This is a genomic window from Leptothrix ochracea, from assembly GCF_041083635.1.
GTDB classification, from domain to species: Bacteria; Pseudomonadota; Gammaproteobacteria; order Burkholderiales; family Burkholderiaceae_C; genus Sphaerotilus; species Sphaerotilus ochraceus.
The window spans coordinates 76,973-95,294 of record NZ_JBFPHB010000002.1; the positions used below are offsets into that span (position 1 = coordinate 76,973).

The 18,322-nt window shown below is 61.1% G+C and carries 21 protein-coding genes; 11 read left to right on the top strand and 10 right to left on the bottom strand.

Annotated features, from left to right (window positions below; all coding sequences use genetic code 11):
- Positions 1–14 precede the first annotated feature (14 nt).
- Together AB3X39_RS00400 and AB3X39_RS00405 are read right to left on the bottom strand one after the other, a co-directional pair.
- Complete coding sequence (locus AB3X39_RS00400) at positions 15–1,361, bottom strand: acetyl-CoA hydrolase/transferase family protein (protein ID WP_369415366.1); 1,347 nt, start codon at positions 1,359–1,361, stop codon at positions 15–17.
- A gap of 33 nt (positions 1,362–1,394) precedes the next feature.
- Entirely contained in the window at positions 1,395–2,438 is a 1,044-nt protein-coding gene (locus AB3X39_RS00405) for an extracellular catalytic domain type 2 short-chain-length polyhydroxyalkanoate depolymerase (protein WP_369415367.1), read from the bottom strand.
- Between the two features lie 71 nt (positions 2,439–2,509).
- On the opposite strand from AB3X39_RS00405, the gene AB3X39_RS00410 reads away from it, so the two are divergent.
- The 5 genes from AB3X39_RS00410 (at position 2,510) to AB3X39_RS00430 (ending at position 8,070) form a co-directional block, all read left to right on the top strand.
- The gene (locus AB3X39_RS00410) at positions 2,510–2,659 is read left to right on the top strand and encodes a hypothetical protein (RefSeq protein ID WP_369415368.1); all 150 of its coding nucleotides are present in this window, start codon (positions 2,510–2,512) and stop codon (positions 2,657–2,659) included.
- Between the two features lie 81 nt (positions 2,660–2,740).
- A complete protein-coding gene (locus AB3X39_RS00415) occupies positions 2,741–3,847 on the top strand; it encodes an efflux RND transporter periplasmic adaptor subunit (protein WP_369415369.1) in 1,107 nt (368 codons plus the stop codon).
- Positions 3,848–3,851: 4 nt separating this feature from the next.
- Positions 3,852–7,217 carry an efflux RND transporter permease subunit gene (locus AB3X39_RS00420; RefSeq protein WP_369415370.1) on the top strand — a complete coding sequence of 1,122 codons (3,366 nt, stop codon included), beginning with the start codon at positions 3,852–3,854 and terminating at the stop codon, positions 7,215–7,217.
- A gap of 61 nt (positions 7,218–7,278) precedes the next feature.
- A complete protein-coding gene (locus AB3X39_RS00425) occupies positions 7,279–7,569 on the top strand; it encodes a metal-sensing transcriptional repressor (RefSeq protein WP_369415371.1) in 291 nt (96 codons plus the stop codon).
- Between the two features lie 36 nt (positions 7,570–7,605).
- Complete coding sequence (locus AB3X39_RS00430; protein WP_369415372.1) at positions 7,606–8,070, top strand: OsmC family protein; 465 nt, start codon at positions 7,606–7,608, stop codon at positions 8,068–8,070.
- Between the two features lie 32 nt (positions 8,071–8,102).
- Here AB3X39_RS00430 and AB3X39_RS00435 read toward each other — a convergent pair whose 3' ends face one another.
- The 4 genes from AB3X39_RS00435 to AB3X39_RS00450 all read right to left on the bottom strand — a co-directional run bounded on the left by AB3X39_RS00435 (position 8,103) and on the right by AB3X39_RS00450 (position 10,105).
- On the bottom strand, positions 8,103–8,459 hold the full coding sequence (locus AB3X39_RS00435) for an ArsR/SmtB family transcription factor (RefSeq protein ID WP_369415373.1): 357 nt from the start codon (positions 8,457–8,459) through the stop codon (positions 8,103–8,105).
- Between the two features lie 129 nt (positions 8,460–8,588).
- Positions 8,589–8,945: a hypothetical protein gene (locus AB3X39_RS00440; protein ID WP_369415374.1), complete on the bottom strand. Its 357-nt coding sequence runs from the start codon at positions 8,943–8,945 to the stop codon at positions 8,589–8,591.
- 33 nt (positions 8,946–8,978) lie between these two features.
- Positions 8,979–9,356 carry a S24 family peptidase gene (locus tag AB3X39_RS00445; protein ID WP_369415375.1) on the bottom strand — a complete coding sequence of 126 codons (378 nt, stop codon included), beginning with the start codon at positions 9,354–9,356 and terminating at the stop codon, positions 8,979–8,981.
- The gene (locus AB3X39_RS00450; RefSeq protein WP_369415376.1) at positions 9,353–10,105 is read right to left on the bottom strand and encodes a DUF3050 domain-containing protein; all 753 of its coding nucleotides are present in this window, start codon (positions 10,103–10,105) and stop codon (positions 9,353–9,355) included. Before AB3X39_RS00450 ends, AB3X39_RS00445 begins: the two co-directional genes overlap by 4 nt.
- A gap of 199 nt (positions 10,106–10,304) precedes the next feature.
- On the opposite strand from AB3X39_RS00450, the gene AB3X39_RS00455 reads away from it, so the two are divergent.
- From AB3X39_RS00455 to AB3X39_RS00480, 6 genes are all read left to right on the top strand, one after another.
- Complete coding sequence (locus tag AB3X39_RS00455; RefSeq protein ID WP_369415377.1) at positions 10,305–10,535, top strand: sulfurtransferase TusA family protein; 231 nt, start codon at positions 10,305–10,307, stop codon at positions 10,533–10,535.
- Positions 10,536–10,614: 79 nt separating this feature from the next.
- A complete protein-coding gene (gene dsrE2 / locus AB3X39_RS00460; protein ID WP_369415378.1) occupies positions 10,615–11,070 on the top strand; it encodes a sulfur carrier protein DsrE2 in 456 nt (151 codons plus the stop codon).
- A gap of 5 nt (positions 11,071–11,075) precedes the next feature.
- Complete coding sequence (locus tag AB3X39_RS00465; protein WP_369415379.1) at positions 11,076–12,194, top strand: YeeE/YedE family protein; 1,119 nt, start codon at positions 11,076–11,078, stop codon at positions 12,192–12,194.
- A gap of 97 nt (positions 12,195–12,291) precedes the next feature.
- On the top strand, positions 12,292–13,128 hold the full coding sequence (locus AB3X39_RS00470) for a prolipoprotein diacylglyceryl transferase family protein (RefSeq protein ID WP_369415380.1): 837 nt from the start codon (positions 12,292–12,294) through the stop codon (positions 13,126–13,128).
- 121 nt (positions 13,129–13,249) lie between these two features.
- Complete coding sequence (locus tag AB3X39_RS00475; protein WP_369415381.1) at positions 13,250–14,401, top strand: hypothetical protein; 1,152 nt, start codon at positions 13,250–13,252, stop codon at positions 14,399–14,401.
- Positions 14,402–14,405: 4 nt separating this feature from the next.
- Positions 14,406–15,155: an OmpA/MotB family protein gene (locus AB3X39_RS00480; RefSeq protein ID WP_369415382.1), complete on the top strand. Its 750-nt coding sequence runs from the start codon at positions 14,406–14,408 to the stop codon at positions 15,153–15,155.
- Here the strand turns inward: AB3X39_RS00480 and AB3X39_RS00485 are convergent.
- Genes AB3X39_RS00485 through AB3X39_RS00500 form a run of 4 tightly spaced genes read right to left on the bottom strand, consistent with a single transcriptional unit; the run spans position 15,073 to position 18,321 of the window.
- Entirely contained in the window at positions 15,073–15,945 is an 873-nt protein-coding gene (locus AB3X39_RS00485) for a universal stress protein (RefSeq protein WP_369415383.1), read from the bottom strand. The two genes, AB3X39_RS00480 and AB3X39_RS00485, sit on opposite strands and share 83 nt — an antisense overlap.
- A gap of 38 nt (positions 15,946–15,983) precedes the next feature.
- A complete protein-coding gene (locus AB3X39_RS00490) occupies positions 15,984–16,397 on the bottom strand; it encodes a hypothetical protein (protein ID WP_369415384.1) in 414 nt (137 codons plus the stop codon).
- A 29-nt stretch (positions 16,398–16,426) separates the two neighbouring features.
- Positions 16,427–17,386, bottom strand: a complete 960-nt coding sequence (locus AB3X39_RS00495) for a sulfite exporter TauE/SafE family protein (RefSeq protein ID WP_369415385.1) — start codon at positions 17,384–17,386, stop codon at positions 16,427–16,429.
- Between the two features lie 5 nt (positions 17,387–17,391).
- Positions 17,392–18,321: a dimethyl sulfoxide reductase anchor subunit family protein gene (locus AB3X39_RS00500; RefSeq protein ID WP_369415387.1), complete on the bottom strand. Its 930-nt coding sequence runs from the start codon at positions 18,319–18,321 to the stop codon at positions 17,392–17,394.
- Between the last annotated feature and the right edge of the window lies 1 nt (position 18,322).

An 18,322-nucleotide genomic window follows, 5' to 3' on the forward strand; every position in this document is an offset into this window, starting at 1 on the left:
GTGTCGTGTGACCCTTACACCCGCTTGTTCGACTGACGCCAGACGCCCAAGGCTTGAGCGTCTTGGATCAGCTGCTCACGGAAGTCGGGGTGAGCGATGTTGATCAGGGCTTCGGCGCGTTGCCAGGTGGATTTGGCCTTCATCTGCGCGCAGCCGTATTCGGTCACCACGTAATGCACCACCGAGCGCGGGCAGGTGACGATGGTGCCGGCCGACAGCGTGGGCACGATGCGTGAGCCGATGCTGCCGTCCTTTTTGCGGTAGGTCGAGTTGATGCAGATGAGGCCCTTGCCGCCTTCCGACTTGTAGGCGCCCATGATGAAGTCGAGCTGCCCGCCCGTGCCCGAGATCTGGCGCGGCCCAGCCGACTCGCTGGCCACTTGGGTGAACAGATCGATCTCGATGGCGTTGTTGATCGCCACCACCTTGGGGTTGCGCCCGATCACGGCCGGATCGTTGGTGTACGAGGCCGGGAAGATGGCGGTCACCGGATTGTTGTCGAGAAAGTCGTAGAGCTTTTGTGACCCCAAGGCGAAGGTGTAGACCATCTTGCCGCGATCGATCGCCTTGCGCCGGCCAGTGATGCGGCCGGCTTCGTACATGTCCACATACGAGTCGGCCAGCATCTCGGTGTGCACGCCCAAGTCCTTGAGGTCGCTTTGCGCAATCATCGCGCCCACGATATTGGGCAGCGCCCCAATGCCGAGCTGGATGGTGGAGCCATCTTCCAGCAGCGCCATGACGTGCTCGGCAATGCGGCGATCGGCGTCATTGCCCTGCGCGGCGGGCAGTTGCAGCAGCGGGCTGTTGGGGCCCTCCACCACCCGGTCCACCTTCGAAATATGGATCGACTCGTCGAGCCCGCCCAAGCAGCGCGGTGCTTGGGTGTTGACCTCGACGATGATTCGGCGCGCCTTGCGGCAGTAGCTCGGGGTCATCGAGCAACTGGTGGAGAAGTTGAAAAAGCCCTTGGCGTCCATGGGTGTGACCTGCACCACCACCACGTCAGGCTCCTCGTAGAGCTCCACGCTCTGCGGCCCCTGGTGGTAGCACAGGGGGATGTAGCTGGCCAGCCCCTTTTCGCCGTACTTGCGGCCCAAGCCGGAGAAGTGCCAGTCGTTCCAGATGAAGGCCGAGCGGGTGGGGTCGGCCTCAACGCACTTGAGCGGCTTGGCGCGTGTGGTGGTGATCAACACCACCTCACGCAACTGACCAGCACGCAACGCCAGCGCGGCGTCAAACGCTTCCACGCCCTGGGCAAACTCGCCCATGAAAACGACGTCGCCCGACTGGATGACCGCAGCCGCCTGTTCGGCGGTGCAGCGCTTTTCGATGTATTGCTCGTTGAGGGTTCGGCCCATGATGCTTCTACTTCCGTGAAATGCCACAGCGGCTTATTTTCTCTTCCCCAGCGCCGTCACCATCGACTTGATGGCCAGCATCTGCATGCTGGACTTGGTGGCGTAGTTGGTGCCGGTGTAGCCGAACCAGTCCCAGCAGCCTTGGGGGTTGAAGGGCATGGTGGATTTGTTGACCTGCGGGTAGAGCACCAAGAGGTGGTTGGTGTCGGCCCAAGCGTTGTAGCCGGTGTCGGTCACAAACTCGTTGCCCACCGATTCGGCCGATTGCATGCAGCCGTGCAGCGCGACGTGGACTTTGCAGGTTTCGCCGGCCGCACAGGCTTGGGGCACGTAAAGGTACGCCTCCTCAGCCATGCTGGTCATGGGGGCGGCAAAAGCACGTTGGTTGAAAGCGACCAAACGGCCGGTTGGGCTGGAGGCCTTGGGTTGCAGCGGGCCGTAGAGATGCGACAGCAGATCCCCTGCTTGGTCGTAGCCTTGGCCGTTCACGTCGCAATGGCTGATGTAGGGCGCGGCGTTGGCTTCACAGTTGCCGCCGAAGCTGGGCGTGATCACCGCGTGACCGGCGGGCACGTGGTTGACGTATTTGAGGTTGGCCTCCGGCACCCCCGCTTGCTTGAAGAACGCCACGGTGGCGTCCACCGCAGGTTGGAGCACCACCGTGTCTTTGGTGCCGCTAAACACGTAGACATGGCGCTTTTTCAGGTGGCTCAAGGTATCGATCTGCCCGGCAGCGGCAAAACGCTTGGCAGCATTCACCATCAAGGCCGGGTTGGGCGGCATGAACATCACTTGCCCCATGCAGATGCCGGCATAAAGCATGTTGCCCGCCGCGCAGTAATACGGCCCACCCGCCACCACCCCGGCACCCTTGATGCTGGCCGAATAGGCCACTTGCAACTGCACCGCCATGAAGGCCCCCGAGGACAAGCCCGAGACCGTGGTCTGCGTGGCATCGACCTTGAAAGCAGGCAGCTTCTCGGCCGCTTGAGCCTGGACTTGGACTTGAAGGACGAGTCCCCAGACCAGCACCAGACCCGCCACCCGTGACAATCCCGACAACGTTCGTTTTTGCATCGCAAACCACCCTCTGATTGATTCCATGAAGAGGCCCATTGTTGCGCCGCAACATAACCCGAAACTTGCGCATGAAACCTCTCAAATCCGGCAAGGCCTACATCGTCTGGTTCCTGCTGCTGTGCGGCATGGTCTACGCCTACCCCATGCTCTGGGAAGTGGGTCTCATCGGCGCCATGGCGGCGGCGATCTGGGTGTTTGTTTGGCCAAGTGAGGACTAAATCGCCGCCAAATCCCTTCCTTTTTATACCCCATACCGTATGTGTTAGCATACCCATAGTGGTATTTTTTGGGGTTCATGGATGCACACGCTCGACGTTGATTTGACGCGCTTGGCTCGCCGCCGCAACCGCAGCATCAGGCTGGCGACGATGGTTTTGACGGCTGCCAGCTGGGGCAGCGGTTTGGCGATGGCCGCTGAGAACACCCTCTCGGTCCCGACCTTGACGGTTCAAGCCGGCATCAGCGCCAGCAGCTTTGAAACCGACGGCGTGATCCAGGCGGTGCGCCAAGCCACGGTGGCCGCGCAAGTGGGCGGCAGTGTGGTGGAGCTGGCGGTGCGCGCTGGCGACCGGGTGCATGCCGGACAAAAACTGGCTCGCATCGATGAACGCGACACCCAAACCGGCGTGAGCCGCAGCGAAGCCGGCGTGGCCCAAGCCCAAGCCGAGCTGAACAACATCCAGCTCCAAACCCAGCGCACCCGCGATCTGCACCGCCAGGGCTACATCAGCCAAGGCGCGCTTGATCAAGCCGAAGCCCAGCTCAAAGCAGCTGAGGCCAGTCTCAAGGGCGCACAGGCCTCGCAAAGCCAAGCGCATTTGGCACGGGGCTTTGCCCAAGTCAACGCGCCCTTTGACGGCGTGGTGCTCGCCACCCATCTGGACCAAGGTGACTTGGCCGCCCCCGGCCGGCCGATCCTGACCTTGTACGTGCCCGGCGCGCTGCGCGCCGTGGTGCAAGTGGGCGCTTCCCGCCAAGAAGCCGCCAAGCACGCCACGCAGATCCAGCTCCGTTTGCCCGACGGTCGCTGGGTGGCACCGAAGTCGGTGCAAAGCCTGCCGGGCACCGACCCGATCGCACAGACCATGGAATGGCGTTTGCCGCTCACCGACGCTGGCACGATGCAGCCCGGCCAAACGGTGCGTGTGCGCTTTGCCGGTGCGCCCACCCCCGCAGCAGATCGCAACGCTGCGCGGCTGTTGATCCCGGCGGACGCCTTGCTGCGACGCGGCGAGCTGAGCGCGGTCTACGTGGTGCGTGAAGGCCACTTTGCCCTCACCGCCGTGCGCACCGGGGCCGATCAAGGTCAGGCGGGCATCGAGGTGCTGGCTGGCCTCAAAGCCGGGGAACGCATTGCCCGCGATCCCATCCGTGCTGGTTTGACCCACGCTGTGCCTGCGCCCTGAGATCATGACAACGACCCCTTCCTCCAACCACGGGCAACGCACCAAGATGGCTTTGGGCTTTTCGGGCCGCATGGCCCGGATGTTCCAGTCCAACGCCACCACGCCACTGCTGGCGCTGCTGGCGCTGCTGCTGGGCCTGTTCGCCGTGCTGGTCACGCCGCGCGAAGAAGAACCGCAGATCAACGTGACCATGGCCAACGTGCTGATCCCCTTCCCCGGGGCCAGCAGCGGTGATGTCCAAGCGATGGTGGCCCGCCCGGCTGAACAGGTGCTGGCGCAGATCGCCGGCATCGAGCACACCTACTCGGTGGCCCGTCCGGGTCTGGCGGTGCTGACCGTGCAGTTCCAAGTCGGCGTGCCGCGCACCGAAGCGCTGGTGCGGCTCTACGACGTGCTCAACGCCCATCAAGACTGGCTGCCGCGTGATTTGGGCACCCTCACCCCGATCGTCAAGCCCAAAGGGATCGACGACGTGCCGGTGCTGAGCGTGACCCTCTGGCACCGCGACAACGCCTCGGACACCGCCTCGGCGCTCGACTTGGAGCGCGTGGCGCGCACGGTCGAGGCCGAACTCAAGCGCATTCCCGGCAGCCGCGAAGTGCAAACCATCGGCGGCCCCGGCCAAGCCGTGCAAGTCAGCCTTGACCCCTCACGCCTGCGTGAACGCGGCGTCGATGTGCTGCGCCTGACTCAAACCCTGCGCTCAGCCAACTTCGGCATGCCGGCGGGCGCGGTGCTCCAGCCCGAAGGCGGCAACGCCCGCATGCTCACGGTCGAGACCGGCGAGTTCCTGCGCAGCGCGGAAGACGTGGGCGATTTGGTGGTCGGCGTGAACAACGGTCACCCGGTCTACCTGCGCGAAGTGGCTCAGATCGACAAGGGCGCGGCCCAGCTGCAACAACAAGTCTGGTTCACCCCCGGCGCGGCCTATGCAGCAGGCGAGGCGGCCAGCGGCGCAGCAAGCAGCGTGGCAGGGGGCGGCGTGCATCCGGCCGTGACCCTGAGCCTGAGCAAGAAGCCGGGCCAGAACGCGGTCGATGTCTCGCGGGCAGCCCGCGCACGCCTTGATGAACTGCGCAACACCGTCATCCCGGCCGACATCGAAGTCAGCGTCACGCGGGACTACGGCGAAACCGCCGCTGAAAAAGCCAACAAGCTCATCAGCAAGCTGGCCTTTGCCACCGGCTCGGTGATCCTCTTGGTCGGCTTGGCCTTGGGCCGGCGCGAAGCGGTGATCGTCGGGGCCGCCGTGATCCTGACCTTGATGGCCACACTCTTTGCCAGCTGGGCCTGGGGTTTCACGCTCAACCGCGTCTCGCTGTTTGCGCTGATCTTTTCCATCGGCATCTTGGTCGATGACGCCATCGTGGTGGTGGAAAACATCCACCGCCATCAGCAGCTTCACCCGGGTCGCTCCTTGAAGGAGCTGATCCCCGGGGCGGTCGATGAAGTGGGCGGCCCCACCATCTTGGCCACGCTGACCGTGATCGCGGCCTTGCTGCCGATGGCTTTTGTCTCGGGGCTGATGGGCCCTTACATGAGCCCGATCCCGATCAACGCCAGCCTCGGCATGGCGATCTCGCTGGCGATTGCCTTCTCGATCACTCCGTGGCTGGCTGGCCGGTTGATGAAGGATCACGCGGGGGCGCATGGCGATCACGGCGACGGTCACAGCGGCAGTCACGGCGTTCATACCGCCAAGCCAGGACGCTTGGCGCGGATCTTCACCCGCTTGCTCACACCGTTTCTGGACAGCCAGCGCAAGCGCCGCTTGCTCGGCGTAGGCATTGCCGGCGCGATGCTGCTGTCGGTCAGCCTGACGCTGATGCCCGGCTCTATCTTCGGCGTGGTGCTGAAGATGCTGCCCTTTGACAACAAGAGCGAATTCCAAGTCATCGTCGATATGCCGGCCGGCACACCGCTGGAAGCCACGGCGGCCACCTTGCAAGATTTGGGCGCGTTGCTGGCCAAGCAGCCCGAAGTGCGCGATCTGCAAGCCTACGCTGGCACGGCCAGCCCGATCACCTTCAACGGTTTGGTGCGCCAGTACTACCTGCGCAGCGAAGCCGAGCAAGGCGATTTGCAGGTCAATTTGGTGGACAAACACCATCGCCACGACAAGAGCCACGCCATCGCTCAGCGCTTGCGCCCCGAGCTGGAAAAGATCGGTGTGGCCCACGGCGCGCGCGTCAAGGTGGTGGAAGTGCCACCAGGCCCGCCGGTGATGAGCCCGCTGGTGGCTGAAATCTACGGCCCTGACGAGGCCGGTCGCCAACAACTTGCCGACCGCGTGGCCAAGGCCTTCAGCGCCACGCCCGACATCATCGGCACTGACACCAGCAACAAGGAAGATGCCCCGCGCGCTTTCCTGCGCATCCAGCGCCAGCGGGCTGAATCGCTGGGCATCTCGGTGGCCGCCATCGCCCAGACGGTGCAAGGGGCGCTCTCGGGCATGGACGCCGCTTACCTGCACGACGATCAGTCCAAGGTGCCGGTGCCCGTGCGCCTGCAACTGCCGCGTGAATCCCAAGTGGGACTCGACACTTTGCTGGCCCTGCCGATGCGCGCTACGTTGGCCGACGGCTCCAGCCGCTTGGTGCCCCTGTCTGAGCTGGTGCGCGTCGAAACCAGCGTGATCGACAAGCCGCGTTTCACCAAGGACTTGCAAGGCGTGAGCTACGTCATGGGCGATATGGGCGGACGCCTTGATTCACCGCTTTACGGCCTGTTCGCCATCCGCGCGCATCTGGCTGAAGCGGCCTTGCCCGACAGCGGCAGCTTGGGCGAATACTGGATCCACCAGCCCAGCGACCCGTACCGCCAGTACGCCCTCAAGTGGGACGGCGAATGGCAGATCACCTTCGACACTTTCCGCGACATGGGTGCAGCCTACGCCGTCGGTTTGGTGCTGATCTATCTCTTGGTGGTGGCGCAGTTCAAGAGCTACCTGACGCCGCTGATCATCATGGCGCCGATTCCGCTGACCATCATCGGCGTGATGCCGGGCCACGCCTTGCTGGGCAGCCAGTTCACTGCCACGTCGATGATCGGCATGATCGCGCTGGCCGGGATCATCGTGCGCAACTCCATCTTGTTGGTGGACTTCATCGAGCTGCAAGTGCGCGAAGGCATGGCCTTCAAAGACGCGGTGGTGCAGTCCGCAGCGGTGCGGGCGCAGCCGATTGCCTTGACCGGCTTGGCCGCCATGACCGGCGCCTTCTTCATCTTGGACGACCCGATCTTCAACGGCTTGGCGATTTCGCTGATCTTCGGCATCTTGGTCTCGACCTTGCTCACGCTGATCGTGATTCCGGTGTTGTATTACGCCCTGTATCGCAAGGACGCCAGCGAACGTTCCACACCGAGCTGAAGCGAGGACAATGCGGGCACTATTTCGTCACACGCGTATGAGAACGCTCCAGGATTGCCCCATGGTGAACATCGAAGACACGGCCAGCCGTCAGGACTTGCTCAATCGGCTCAAGCGCGCCGAAGGCCAGCTGCGCGGCATTCAACGCATGATCGAAGAAGGCCAAGCCTGCTTGGATGTCGCCAGCCAGATGGCGGCCGTGCGCAAGGCCTTGGATAGCGCCTATGTGCGCATGACCGTTTGCTACATGCAACAAGAGCTGACCAGCCAGTTGGGTCAGTCCAGCCCACAACTCAGCCAATTGGCACCCATGCTGGAAGACGTGCAAACGCTCCTTGGCAAGGTCCGCTGAGCCTCTGAAACCCTTCCTCGAAGAAAGCCATCCACCGTGAGTGATCCCATCGTCACCATCACGCTCGCGCAGCAGCATGACTATCAGTTCGACGTTCAGTTTGGCGGCGATGTGGCCCCCTTGCGCGTCGATGAACCTGCACCGCTAGGCCAAGGTTTGGGCCCGTCACCGGTTCAACTGCTGGCCACGGCTGTGGGCAACTGCCTCTCAGCTTCGCTGCTGTTTGCCTTGCGTAAATACAAACAAAACCCCGATCCCCTGCGCACCGAAGTGACCGCAGAAGTCGGTCGCAATGCCGACAAGCGTCTACGTGTTTTGGGGATTCACGCCAAGCTGCACTTGGGTGTTGAGGCCGCCAGCCTCCAACACCTTGATCGGGTGCTGGCGCAATTTGAAGCGTTCTGCACCGTGACAGAAAGCATCCGTCAAGGCATCCCGGTCACCGTGGCGGTGTATGACCTCAGCGGTGCCCACCTGCACGGCAGTCTCCCCCCCGCCTAAGCATGGGAGTCCCCCGGTGGTGGTGGGTGGTGTCAGCGCGCCACCATGGGCGCTAGACGCTCACCGACTTTGACCGGTGAGCCCGGCTCAAACTCAATGGCGACTTGGGTACACACCGCACGACACAGAGACGCGACACGCTCGTTTTGCAGCTTGTAGTAGATCTGCGTGCTATCGCGCCGCCGACCCAGCACCCCGGCGCGATACAGCGTGGCCAAGTGCTGCGACATGTTCGGCTGGGTGGTGTCGATCTCACACAACAGTTGTGAAACATTCTTCTCACCGTTGCACAAGGCACTGATGATCTTGAGGCGAATCGGGGTGGAGAGGATGGAGAACAACTCGGCGACCGAGTCGAACACCACGTCCTCGGCAGTCTTGGGTGTCATGGCCAAACCTTTGATGGATCATCGAAATTGTTTGGTGTCGATTTTATGCGCACTAACTGATAAAGATCTTAGGAAAGCACGGTCACGCAGAAAGGCGGTTGACGATATTGCGCGACCCCCTGATCCGCATCAATCCTTGAATCGATAGTGATCGCGTTGCAACACCGCAGCGATATCGAGCACGTCTTCCGGGAACAACGGGTGGTTGAGTTGGGTCGCGCAGTACTGCACCATGCCGCGCAGCGCCGCCGGGCTGTTGATCCGGCCCTTGGGTCGATAGATGGCGTGACCATCGCCCCCCACACGACGGGCGTGGCATTCATCGCAGGCCAGCTCATCGATCAGATGCTCACCGTGTTTGAGATCGGCGGTCTTGAACATCGACACACCTTGAGCTGGTTCGGTCTGCGCCATGGCCGAGCCGCCGCTGCCAACGGCGACCATCATGGTCACGACGGTCGAAACAAAGCCCGTAAAAAGTCGCATCGAAAACTCCTTGAAATCATCAGCACCGGCTGATTATTCGACATACCAACGCGTCTGACGCCGCCGGCCCGGTTTGACCTTCTGAATCACGACACCGGCAATGGCTTCAAATGAGGCCAAAGGCCAGCTCGGGTAGGCTGGATTGAGGACCGTCAACGACCAATCAGTGTCACCGGCGCGTGCCAATTGACCCAAGGTCCAGCCCTCTGCGGTTTCAGCCAACACAAAGGCCCCTTCGCGCACCACTCCCTCGGGCTCGATGATCACAATGTCGCCTTCGGCAAACTCCGGCAACATGGAGTCTCCCAGCACCCGCAGGGCAAAGGACTCCCCGCTGCTGCAAGCACCTTCGTCAGGTGCAGGCTCGCTGAGCGGTTGAATCGGAATGATGCGACGCGCTGATGCACTCATACACGGGCTCCTTTGTCATCGACATAAACGGCAATCTCATCCCAAAAACGCACCCGCGCCTGCAAGGCATCGGTCGCAGCAACCTCAGCCTCGGCCCAACGCTGGGGGTCGGACCCGCAGAGATGCTCGACCATGCGCAGCGCCATCGGGGCGTGAAAATCTTCATCCAAGGCGATATGCCGGCGAAGATAAAAATGCAGAGTCGGCGCCACCTCTTCCCCGACGCCGATCTCGGCCAGCACGGCGCGAAACATCGGTGGAATGACTTGCTCACGCCCATGGGCCAATGCAGCAGCCATCACGTGAGGCTTGGCCGTGGCAATCACATCAAAGGTGCTACGCACAAAACGCCGCCCCGCCGCCGGCATCTCGCCATTCAGCAAAGCCGCATCAATCCCCACCCGCCGCACCTCCACCAAAAAACGATCCATGGGTGCCGGATCAGCCCCGATTTCCTGCATGGCGCGGCGATAGAGTTCGAAATGACTGCCGTGCGTCAGACCTTGCGGATCGGCCCAATCTGATTCTTCTTCAAGCACCAAGGCGTTGATGAACCGCCGCAACTCCGGGTCACCACCCACCGGAGGCATCCACGGTACAGCGGTTGGCGCCAAGACCGCCTGCAAGGATTTGACCAGCGACATGAAATCCCAGACCGCCATCACATGGCAGGCCATGAAACGCCGCACATCGGTCACGGTTCTCAAACGGCCATAAAGCGGGTGAGATGCAAGCGCTAAATCGGTCATGGGTGCAGACATCCTTCGAAAAGTCCGCAGTGATTGTGGCGGGATGCGACGCAGCCAAGATCCCCCGGATGGGCTAGCACGCCATCCCCCATGGCGGTAATAGACGTCCATGGACCACTCCGCGCCCAATCATGGCCGGACGATGGAGCCATCACGGCTTCAATCGCACCCCCGAATTTTCTGCAACGGAGAGCTCTCGATGAACCACGACAAGGAACTGAATGCCAGCGGACTGTCTTGCCCGCTGCCCATCGTCAAGACCCGCAAGGCGCTCAACGACATGACCCCAGGCCAGATCCTGAAGGTCATCGCCACCGACGCTGGCGCCATCAAGGACATGGAGTCCTTTGCCAACCAAACCGGCAATCCGCTGGTTGCCAGTGAAACTGCTGGCAGCGCCTTTGTTTTCTATCTGCGCAAAGGCGGCTGAGGCCCCTGAACACGCCGATTTGCTCTGATTCGCCCTGGACCACACAACAACCCGGAGACCGCCCGTGGAACCGAAACGCATGGCTATCATCGCCACCAAAGGCACGCTCGACATGGCGTACCCGCCCTTCATCCTTGCGTCCACGGCCGCCGCACTGGGCTATGAAGTGCAGGTGTTCTTCACTTTCTACGGGCTACAACTCCTGCGCAAAGATCTCTCGGACGTCAAAATCAGCCCGCTGGCCAATCCGGCCATGCCCATGCCGATCCCGATGCCGGTGATGGTGCAGATGCTGCCGGGTATGGAAACCATGGCCACGGCGATGATGAAAAAGAAGATCAAGGACAAGGGCGTGGCCTCGCTCGAAGAGTTGCGTGATCTGTGCCTTGAGGCCGATGTCAAGTTCATCGCCTGCCAGATGACCGTGGATCTGTTCGAGTTCGACAAGGCTGAATTCATTCCCAACGTCGAATACGGCGGCGCGTCCATGTTCATGGAATTCGCCGGCAAGACCGATATCTGTCTGTTCGTCTGATCCCCATGGCCGCTGCTGAAGCTCAACTCGTTGCCGCCTCCACCATCGCTTGGTGGGGTGCTGGCCTTGGCGCCGTGTTCGGCTACGTCGCCAACCGCACTAATTTCTGCACCATGGGTGCGGTGGCCGACATCGTCAACATGCAAATGTGGACTCGCATGCGTATGTGGCTGCTGGCCCTCGGTGTGGCGGTGCTCGTCACAGGGAGCCTGCAACTGGCGGGTCTGTTTGATGCCAGCAAAACCATTTATACCGCGCCGAAACTGGTTTGGCTGTCACACATCGTCGGCGGCTTGCTGTTTGGCATCGGCATGACGTTGGCGGGGGGTTGCGGCAGCAAAACCCTGATCCGCATCGGTGGCGGCAACCTGAAGTCGATCGTGGTGTTCGTCTTTGTGGCCATGGCCGCCTACATGACGCTCAAGGGCCTGTTTGGCGTCTGGCGGGTGCAGTGGCTCGACAGTGTGGCCATCACCCTCAGCACGCCGCAAGATTTGGCCTCGGTCCTCAGTGGAGCCATGAGCATGAGTCGCAACAGCATGCTCATGGCCTTGATGGCCGTGATCGGCGGCGGCACGGTGCTTTTCGCTTTGGCCCACCCGCAAGCACGCCGGGCCGAGCCGCTCTTGGGTGGTCTGATGATTGGCCTGATCGCCGCTGCAGGCTGGTACGTGACCGGGCACATGGGCTTCGTGGCCGAACACCCCGAAACCCTCCAAGAAGCCTTCATCGGCACCACCAGCGGCAAAGCCGAATCGATGAGCTTCATCGCGCCTTACGCCTACACGGTGGAGCTACTGATGTTCTGGAGCGACACCACCAAGATCGTGACTTTCGGCATCGCCACCGCCTTGGGTGTGATTGCCGGTTCAGCTGCCCACGCGCTGAGCACGGGCAACTTCCGCATCGAAAGCTTTGCCAATGCCAGCGATCTGGGCCGCCATCTGATCGGCGCGATCTTGATGGGCTTTGGCGGCGTCACCGCCATGGGTTGTTCGGTCGGCCAAGGCATCAGCGGCGTCTCAACGCTCTCCATCGGCTCCATGATCACTTTCTTGGCCATCGTCGGTGGCGCCGCCTTGACGGTAAAGTGGGAGTATTGGCAAGCCATGAAGGACGACTGAGGCGAAGGCTGCGCAGCCAGATCACCGTCCCGCATGGTCCACCCGCCGCGCGCTCATGGAGCACCGGCGGGTTTCTCGTCTGGGAAGGAGGTTCGCCTTGATTTCAATCGCAATCGGTCCCTTGGCCCTGCCGGTGGCTCCACTGATCGCGCTGGTCGCACTGATCACCACGTTGTGGGTGGGTGAGCAGCGCTGGTGGCGATCTCCCGCCCAAGCGCGGCCCGATTTGGGCCGGGTCCTTTGGCCCGCACTGGGGGTGGGTCTGCTGGCCGCTCGCCTCGCTTTCATCGCCACAACACCCGAGCGCTACCTGCAAGCGCCGATCGACATCCTCAATCTGCGCGATGGGGGCTTGCTGATCCTGCCCGGCTTGGGCGTCAGCATGCTGGTGGTGCTGGGCTTTGCTTGGCGCCATGCCTCACTACGTCGCCCTTTGCTGGGCGGCTTGAGCAGCGGCACCTTTGTCTGGGGTGCGCTGACAGCCTTGAGCGCCTTGGGCACGCCCGAACAACTCGACGCCCTGCCTTGGGCCAAGCTGCGCCAACTCGACCAGCGCCCTGCTGAGCTTGCGGCCTTACGCAGCGCCGATCCGCGCCCGGTGGTGCTGAACCTCTGGGCCAGTTGGTGCCCGCCGTGCCGGCGTGAGATGCCAGCCTTTGCCGACGCGCAACTGCGGCACCCGGAGTGGCGTTTCATCTTGGTCAACCAAGGCGAAGATGCCGCCACCGTACAACGCTTTTTGGGCGAGCATGGTCTGAACTTCGACACCGTGCTGCTGGATCCGATATCCAGCTTCGGGCCCGCTTTGGGTTCAGCAGGCCTGCCCACCACGGTCTATTTCGACGCCCATGGCAAGCTGATCGATCGCCACATGGGCGACTTATCGGGTGTTGCCTTGGAGCATCAACTGCGCACAATGCACGCTCACCCCTGAAACTCTTCGCCGGTTTTCGGTTCAGTCGTCAACTTGTGCAACAACTACCGGGGACGCGACACGCAGCGCCGCTTTGACTCGGGATAATGAAATATCTCGAATCCAGGGAATGACCCGTGTCATGTTGATCGTTGTTGTCACCGCCGTCAGTCTTTTTGTCCTTGCGGCTGTCTTCCTCGGTCTTTTCTTTTTGCCAGGTGTGTTGCATTGGTTACGCCTGTGGCAAATCTGGCAACAACTGAAAAAAATCGAAGGCAGAACCCATCCGGGTGAGTTGCGCAAGATCTTTTCGGCAGATGCTGAAATGGCCCATATCTGGAAAGAGTATGCGGACTCCTTGCATAAAGTACGCGAAGACTGGGATGGTCAACCCAAGATCGTTGGCTATCGCGCCACGGTGCCCGCTGAGGTTTACTTCAACACCCAAGCCGTCATCGACAGCCGCCTCAGCACCGAATTCTTCAAGCATCTCCCAGGGATTTTCACCGGCATCGGCATCATCGGCACATTCTTCGGCCTGATCGATGGGCTGGAGAAATTCAACCCCGGTGACCCCGAAAAAATGCAGGAAGGCCTCAAAGCCCTGACCAAATCGGTGGGGGATGCCTTCAATGTTTCGGCGGCGGCCATCAGTATAGCGATGGTGGTGACATTCCTTGAGAAACTGCTTTTATCGTCCATGTATCGCATCACCGATGAAATTGCCAACTTCATCGATGCTCAGTTTGAATCGGGTGCTGGCGAAGAATATTTAGCACGCTTGGTCAAAGCTTCTGAAGATTCAGCGCACCAATCCAAAATACTTAAAGATGCGTTGATCCATGACCTTAAAAATATCTTGCGTGAATTAACCATCACCCAAATCAAGGTCACGCGTGAATACAACGTACAACTGCTGGATCACCAGAAAGAATTCATCCGCCAGCAAATCGAAGCCACCGAGAAAAGTGGCTCTGGCATCAGCCACTCGATTGATCGCAGCTTGCAGGTGAACCTCAAAAGCTCTCTCGATGCGCTGACCGTGGCCGTCAGCAGCCAGCAGTCCCAAGGCGTGAGCACGGAGATGCTGAGTGATGTGATGTCGGGCTTTGGCCAGCGTATTTCTGAGACGCTGGAAAAAATGAACGCTCGCCAAGAAATCATCAACGCCCAGCATCAGGCCTTTATCGAAAACCTGCGTCACCGAGTCGCCGTTCAAACCGAGGCCCATCAGCGCCTGCAAACTTCGCTGGGTGATCTGGGTCCAGCCGCTGTCGATAAAAACCGCGTCTGAGATCATGTTCAACACCCACGTTGCGGTTCGACGCCGAGGTCGGGAAGAAGCCGAAAAGCCCTTCTGGATCTCGTTTTCCGACCTGATGACCGCCTTGATGGTGCTCTTCATGGTGGCCATGATGGCCGCTTTGCTGGTCATCACCAAACCCATCAACGACCAAGAGAAGAAAGAGAAAAAACACGCCCAAGCCTTGAGCCAATTCATGGATGAGCTGAGCCGATCCCTCGACGAGCACGAAGGCGTGCAGGTGGACAAAGGTCGGCATATCGTCAATTTCGGTGAACGGGCCCGATTCCCTTTTGCGCAATCCACGCTGAGCCCCAGTCAAGAAGGGGTGCTGCGCCAGTTCGCCGCCGAAATACTCAACCTGGCCGATGCGCCACAGAGTCGGGGTTTGCTGAAAAAAATCGTGATTGAGGGCTATACCGACACCACCGGCACCTATCTGAGCAACATCAACCTCAGCTTACAACGCAGCCAGCGGGTGCTGTGCGCCTTGTTTGCCGAGAAAGGCGAGGCCCTTTTGAGCGACTCGCAAAAACTCCAGGTGCGCGATCTGTTTGTCGTCGGGGGATATTCCTTCAACGACGGCAAGAAAACAGCGGAAGAAAGCCGCCGGGTTGAGATTCGCTTGGAGTTTTTTGGCGTCGGCGAACAACATCCCGTACTCACCACACCGACGAACGTGGATTTTGGTCAATGTGCGATCCATACCGCACCAACAGCACCGCTCCCTCCGTTAGCCCCGTGACCCGCTCGGCAGTACGTCCCAGCAGCTCACGCTCCAAGGCTGTTTCACCCCGTCGGCCCATGACGATCAGATCAGCGCCGCTCGCCCGAGCTTGGGCCAAGATCACTTCATGGGCACGACCCATCAGCCATTCAGCGTTCACCTCAAGCCCGGGATGATCCCGCACCATCCACGCCCGGACCTGATCCAAGGTGGCTTGCAAACGAGCACGTTCATCATCGCGTTCATCGCTCAGCACCGCCAACAAACTCACCGGCACCCCACAAGCAGCGGCGATACCCGCCGCTGCGCGGCCCACACTGGCCGACACCGCTGAGCCATCCACCGCCGCCAAGACGCGCTTTGACCAAAGGCGGGCGGTGCGCGGCACCATCAACACCGAGCACGGCGCATGCGCCGCCACCTTGCTCACCATCTCGCCCACCAACAGGTTGGCCAACACACCCCGTCGGCCACGCCGGCGAGTAATCAACAGATCGGCGCCGCACAACTGAGCTTCGGCGACGATCTCACGCCACGGCTCCTCGCCGCGTCTGGCGACGGTTTCAAGGGTGAGGCCCGCTTCTTCACCGCGCGCGCGGATGGCACGGAGCTTGATCGCTGCTTCGTGCTCAATTTGTGCGGCCAGCAAGGGTGCGATGGTTTCGTATTCTGGATTGCTGACCACCGGGATGACCACGCGCAAATCCAACCCGCAGCGTCCAGCCAAGGCGATGGCTAAACGCTCAGCACCCTCGTCGTACTCGGTATGTTCCGTTGCCAGCAAAGGACGCATGAAGGGGTGACTCATCGCTCCGGACTCCTGAAGATCGGCAAGGATAATCCCCCTCAATGTGGGCCACCGAAGATACCGGATGCGGCCAAGGCCAGCACCCCCATCTCCAGCGCAACCATGAGCGCAAAAGCACGATCACCCCGCCGCACAGACATGATCAAGATCGCCAGCAAGGCCGGGAAGGAAACGCTCGCCAGCCAAGCGATGCCCAGCAAATTGATCACATCGCCTCGGTGAATCAAGTGCAGCCAGTCCCATCCCGGGGCCTGTCCGGTGGCAGCCAGATAACGACGTACCGGCAAGTTCCAAAGCTGTGGCAGCTGCTCTAGAGGCACATGTGGTGTGATCCAGCCCATCGTGTACAGGCCAAAAAGCACCACCAAACCCAACAGTCCGATCAACGTCCCTCGCCCCAAGATGTCGGCATAGCGTAATTGCTCGGGGGAGGCATATACGTTTTTCTTCATCTCTGGACCCTTCCTGACCTATCGGTTGCTTAAACCCAAACACCCAAACCCTTGAACAGCGCGCGTAGCCCGGCAAAGAGCAGCAAGCCCATCACCATTTGTCGAATCCGGGAGGCGCCCAAAACGGTCAGCAATCGAACACCGATCCGGGCACCCAGCATCATGCCAACCACAGCAGGAACCGCAATGATCGGCATGATTGCACCAGCGCTGAGATACGACCATGTGGCACTCGAACTCGATAAGGCCAAGATCAAACCACTGGTGGCAGCAGCAACCTTGATGGGGATCCCCATCACCAGATTCAGGGCCGGCACATTGGCCCAGCCGGCCCCAACCCCAAAAAAGCCGCCGAGAAAACCAATCCCTGCAAATAAAACGATGCCCAACCCTATATTTGAAGCTCGCCATGCCACATCCTTCCCACGCGCAAAATCATGGTAAAGGCCCGCAATATTCAGAGGACGCCAGAAGGCGTCTTGATCGTGTCGATGGGGCACATCATCCTTCTTGCCCATCCACATCAAGAGCACGATCCCAAGCACGGTCGCGCCGAGAAGGATGTTGACCGTAGCAGCTGGCACGGACAACCCACATAAAGCCCCCACCACGGAACTGACCGAAGCCAGCAGGGCCAGCGGCAAGGCCAATCGCAAGCTCGCCAAGCCGCCGCGCAACAGATCAGGCCCCGCAGCCAACGCGCTGGCCAACGCCACCAGCAAACCTGCGCCGCGCACAAAATCAAGGTGAAACGGGAAGAAGCCACCAACGATCGGCACGAACAGCACGCCGCCACCCACCCCCGCAGGCACCGCCACGATCCCCAGCAAAAAGCACACCACAAACAAGCCCAGCGGCCAAAGCCACCAAGATCCATCAGCAGTCGATAGCACGCTCACAGCCGCCACGGCCGCCACGGCCGCCGAGCTGGTAAACGCTAGAACGGCCATGACACCAAGCAGACCCCAACCCAGAGGACGTGACGGCATCGTCATCAGGCCACCGATTGGTAGTAGAGGTTTTGCGGGTGATTGGCTTGAGCGAAAAAGAACCAGCGCTCGGCCAGCAAACCCACGTACTGCACCCCGAAGATCATCACCAAGCCAGCGGCGGAGGTGATGCCGCTGCCCAAGAGCAGCGCTGGCAGCACGAACGCCGCCAAAACCGCTGACCAAAACACCCCTTGGACAAAAGCCCTCGGTCGCCCGTGGAAAAACTCGCGTGTGTTGAACGAGCCGCCCATCGAGCCTTGGCTCTTTTGCACAATCCGAGGGTGCCGCACGCCGATAGCGCTTTGAAGCGTGCTCTTGGGCTTCAGATGCGCATTGCGCCACAGGGAGGCCGCCCGTGTACAGGCCCCGAGCAACAAACTGGCCAAGGCCGCAGCACTGAGTCCGGGCACCAGCACGGGCGCTGTGAAAGCGGCCAAGGCCGCAGCAAGCGACAACCCTGACGTCATCCCAAGCACGGTGTAGTTGATCACCGTCCAAACGCTGGCCCACTCACGGATGACTTTCACGGCGGCATAAATCATGCCGGTGCACACAAAGAGCAGCAGCGCCAGCAGGGCCACCACCGCACCCAAACCCAAGGTGGGCCCCAGACCCACGTGATGGGCAAAACCGTAAAGCGCCGTCATGCCCATGAAGGCCGGCAGCACGATCACCTCACGCGATAACCACGAGGTACGCCAGCCAGCGATGGCCCGCCAAGCGCGTTCCGGGTGGCCCAAATGGAAAAAAGAGGCCAGCAAACCCAAGCCCGCCAGCACCAACGCAAGGCCACTGCCCCCGATCAAGAAAGCGTGGGGCAAGACATCGGCACGCAATCGGGCCAAAGATTCGATCCCCACCAAACCCAACATCAGGCCTTGGGCGGCACCGATCAAGGTGGTGAGCAACACCACAGAAAACGCAGGATGCATC

Bases quoted from the DNA above. Each gene is read 5' to 3' on its own strand.
- AB3X39_RS00425 (WP_369415371.1), top strand. From the start codon at position 7,279: ATGGTGAACATCGAAGACACGGCCAGCCGTCAGGACTTGCTCAATCGG.
- AB3X39_RS00450 (WP_369415376.1), bottom strand. From the start codon at position 10,105: ATGACCGATTTAGCGCTTGCATCTCACCCGCTTTATGGCCGTTTGAGA.
- AB3X39_RS00500 (WP_369415387.1), bottom strand. From the start codon at position 18,321: ATGCATCCTGCGTTTTCTGTGGTGTTGCTCACCACCTTGATCGGTGCC.
- AB3X39_RS00440 (WP_369415374.1), bottom strand. From the start codon at position 8,945: ATGCGACTTTTTACGGGCTTTGTTTCGACCGTCGTGACCATGATGGTC.
- AB3X39_RS00480 (WP_369415382.1), top strand. From the start codon at position 14,406: ATGTTCAACACCCACGTTGCGGTTCGACGCCGAGGTCGGGAAGAAGCC.
- AB3X39_RS00420 (WP_369415370.1), top strand. From the start codon at position 3,852: ATGACAACGACCCCTTCCTCCAACCACGGGCAACGCACCAAGATGGCT.
- AB3X39_RS00405 (WP_369415367.1), bottom strand. From the start codon at position 2,438: ATGCAAAAACGAACGTTGTCGGGATTGTCACGGGTGGCGGGTCTGGTG.
- AB3X39_RS00400 (WP_369415366.1), bottom strand. From the start codon at position 1,361: ATGGGCCGAACCCTCAACGAGCAATACATCGAAAAGCGCTGCACCGCC.
- dsrE2 (WP_369415378.1), top strand. From the start codon at position 10,615: ATGGCTATCATCGCCACCAAAGGCACGCTCGACATGGCGTACCCGCCC.
- AB3X39_RS00485 (WP_369415383.1), bottom strand. From the start codon at position 15,945: ATGAGTCACCCCTTCATGCGTCCTTTGCTGGCAACGGAACATACCGAG.
- AB3X39_RS00490 (WP_369415384.1), bottom strand. From the start codon at position 16,397: ATGAAGAAAAACGTATATGCCTCCCCCGAGCAATTACGCTATGCCGAC.
- AB3X39_RS00495 (WP_369415385.1), bottom strand. From the start codon at position 17,386: ATGCCGTCACGTCCTCTGGGTTGGGGTCTGCTTGGTGTCATGGCCGTT.
- AB3X39_RS00455 (WP_369415377.1), top strand. From the start codon at position 10,305: ATGAACCACGACAAGGAACTGAATGCCAGCGGACTGTCTTGCCCGCTG.
- AB3X39_RS00415 (WP_369415369.1), top strand. From the start codon at position 2,741: ATGCACACGCTCGACGTTGATTTGACGCGCTTGGCTCGCCGCCGCAAC.
- AB3X39_RS00445 (WP_369415375.1), bottom strand. From the start codon at position 9,356: ATGAGTGCATCAGCGCGTCGCATCATTCCGATTCAACCGCTCAGCGAG.
- AB3X39_RS00475 (WP_369415381.1), top strand. From the start codon at position 13,250: ATGTTGATCGTTGTTGTCACCGCCGTCAGTCTTTTTGTCCTTGCGGCT.
- AB3X39_RS00465 (WP_369415379.1), top strand. From the start codon at position 11,076: ATGGCCGCTGCTGAAGCTCAACTCGTTGCCGCCTCCACCATCGCTTGG.
- AB3X39_RS00410 (WP_369415368.1), top strand. From the start codon at position 2,510: ATGAAACCTCTCAAATCCGGCAAGGCCTACATCGTCTGGTTCCTGCTG.
- AB3X39_RS00435 (WP_369415373.1), bottom strand. From the start codon at position 8,459: ATGACACCCAAGACTGCCGAGGACGTGGTGTTCGACTCGGTCGCCGAG.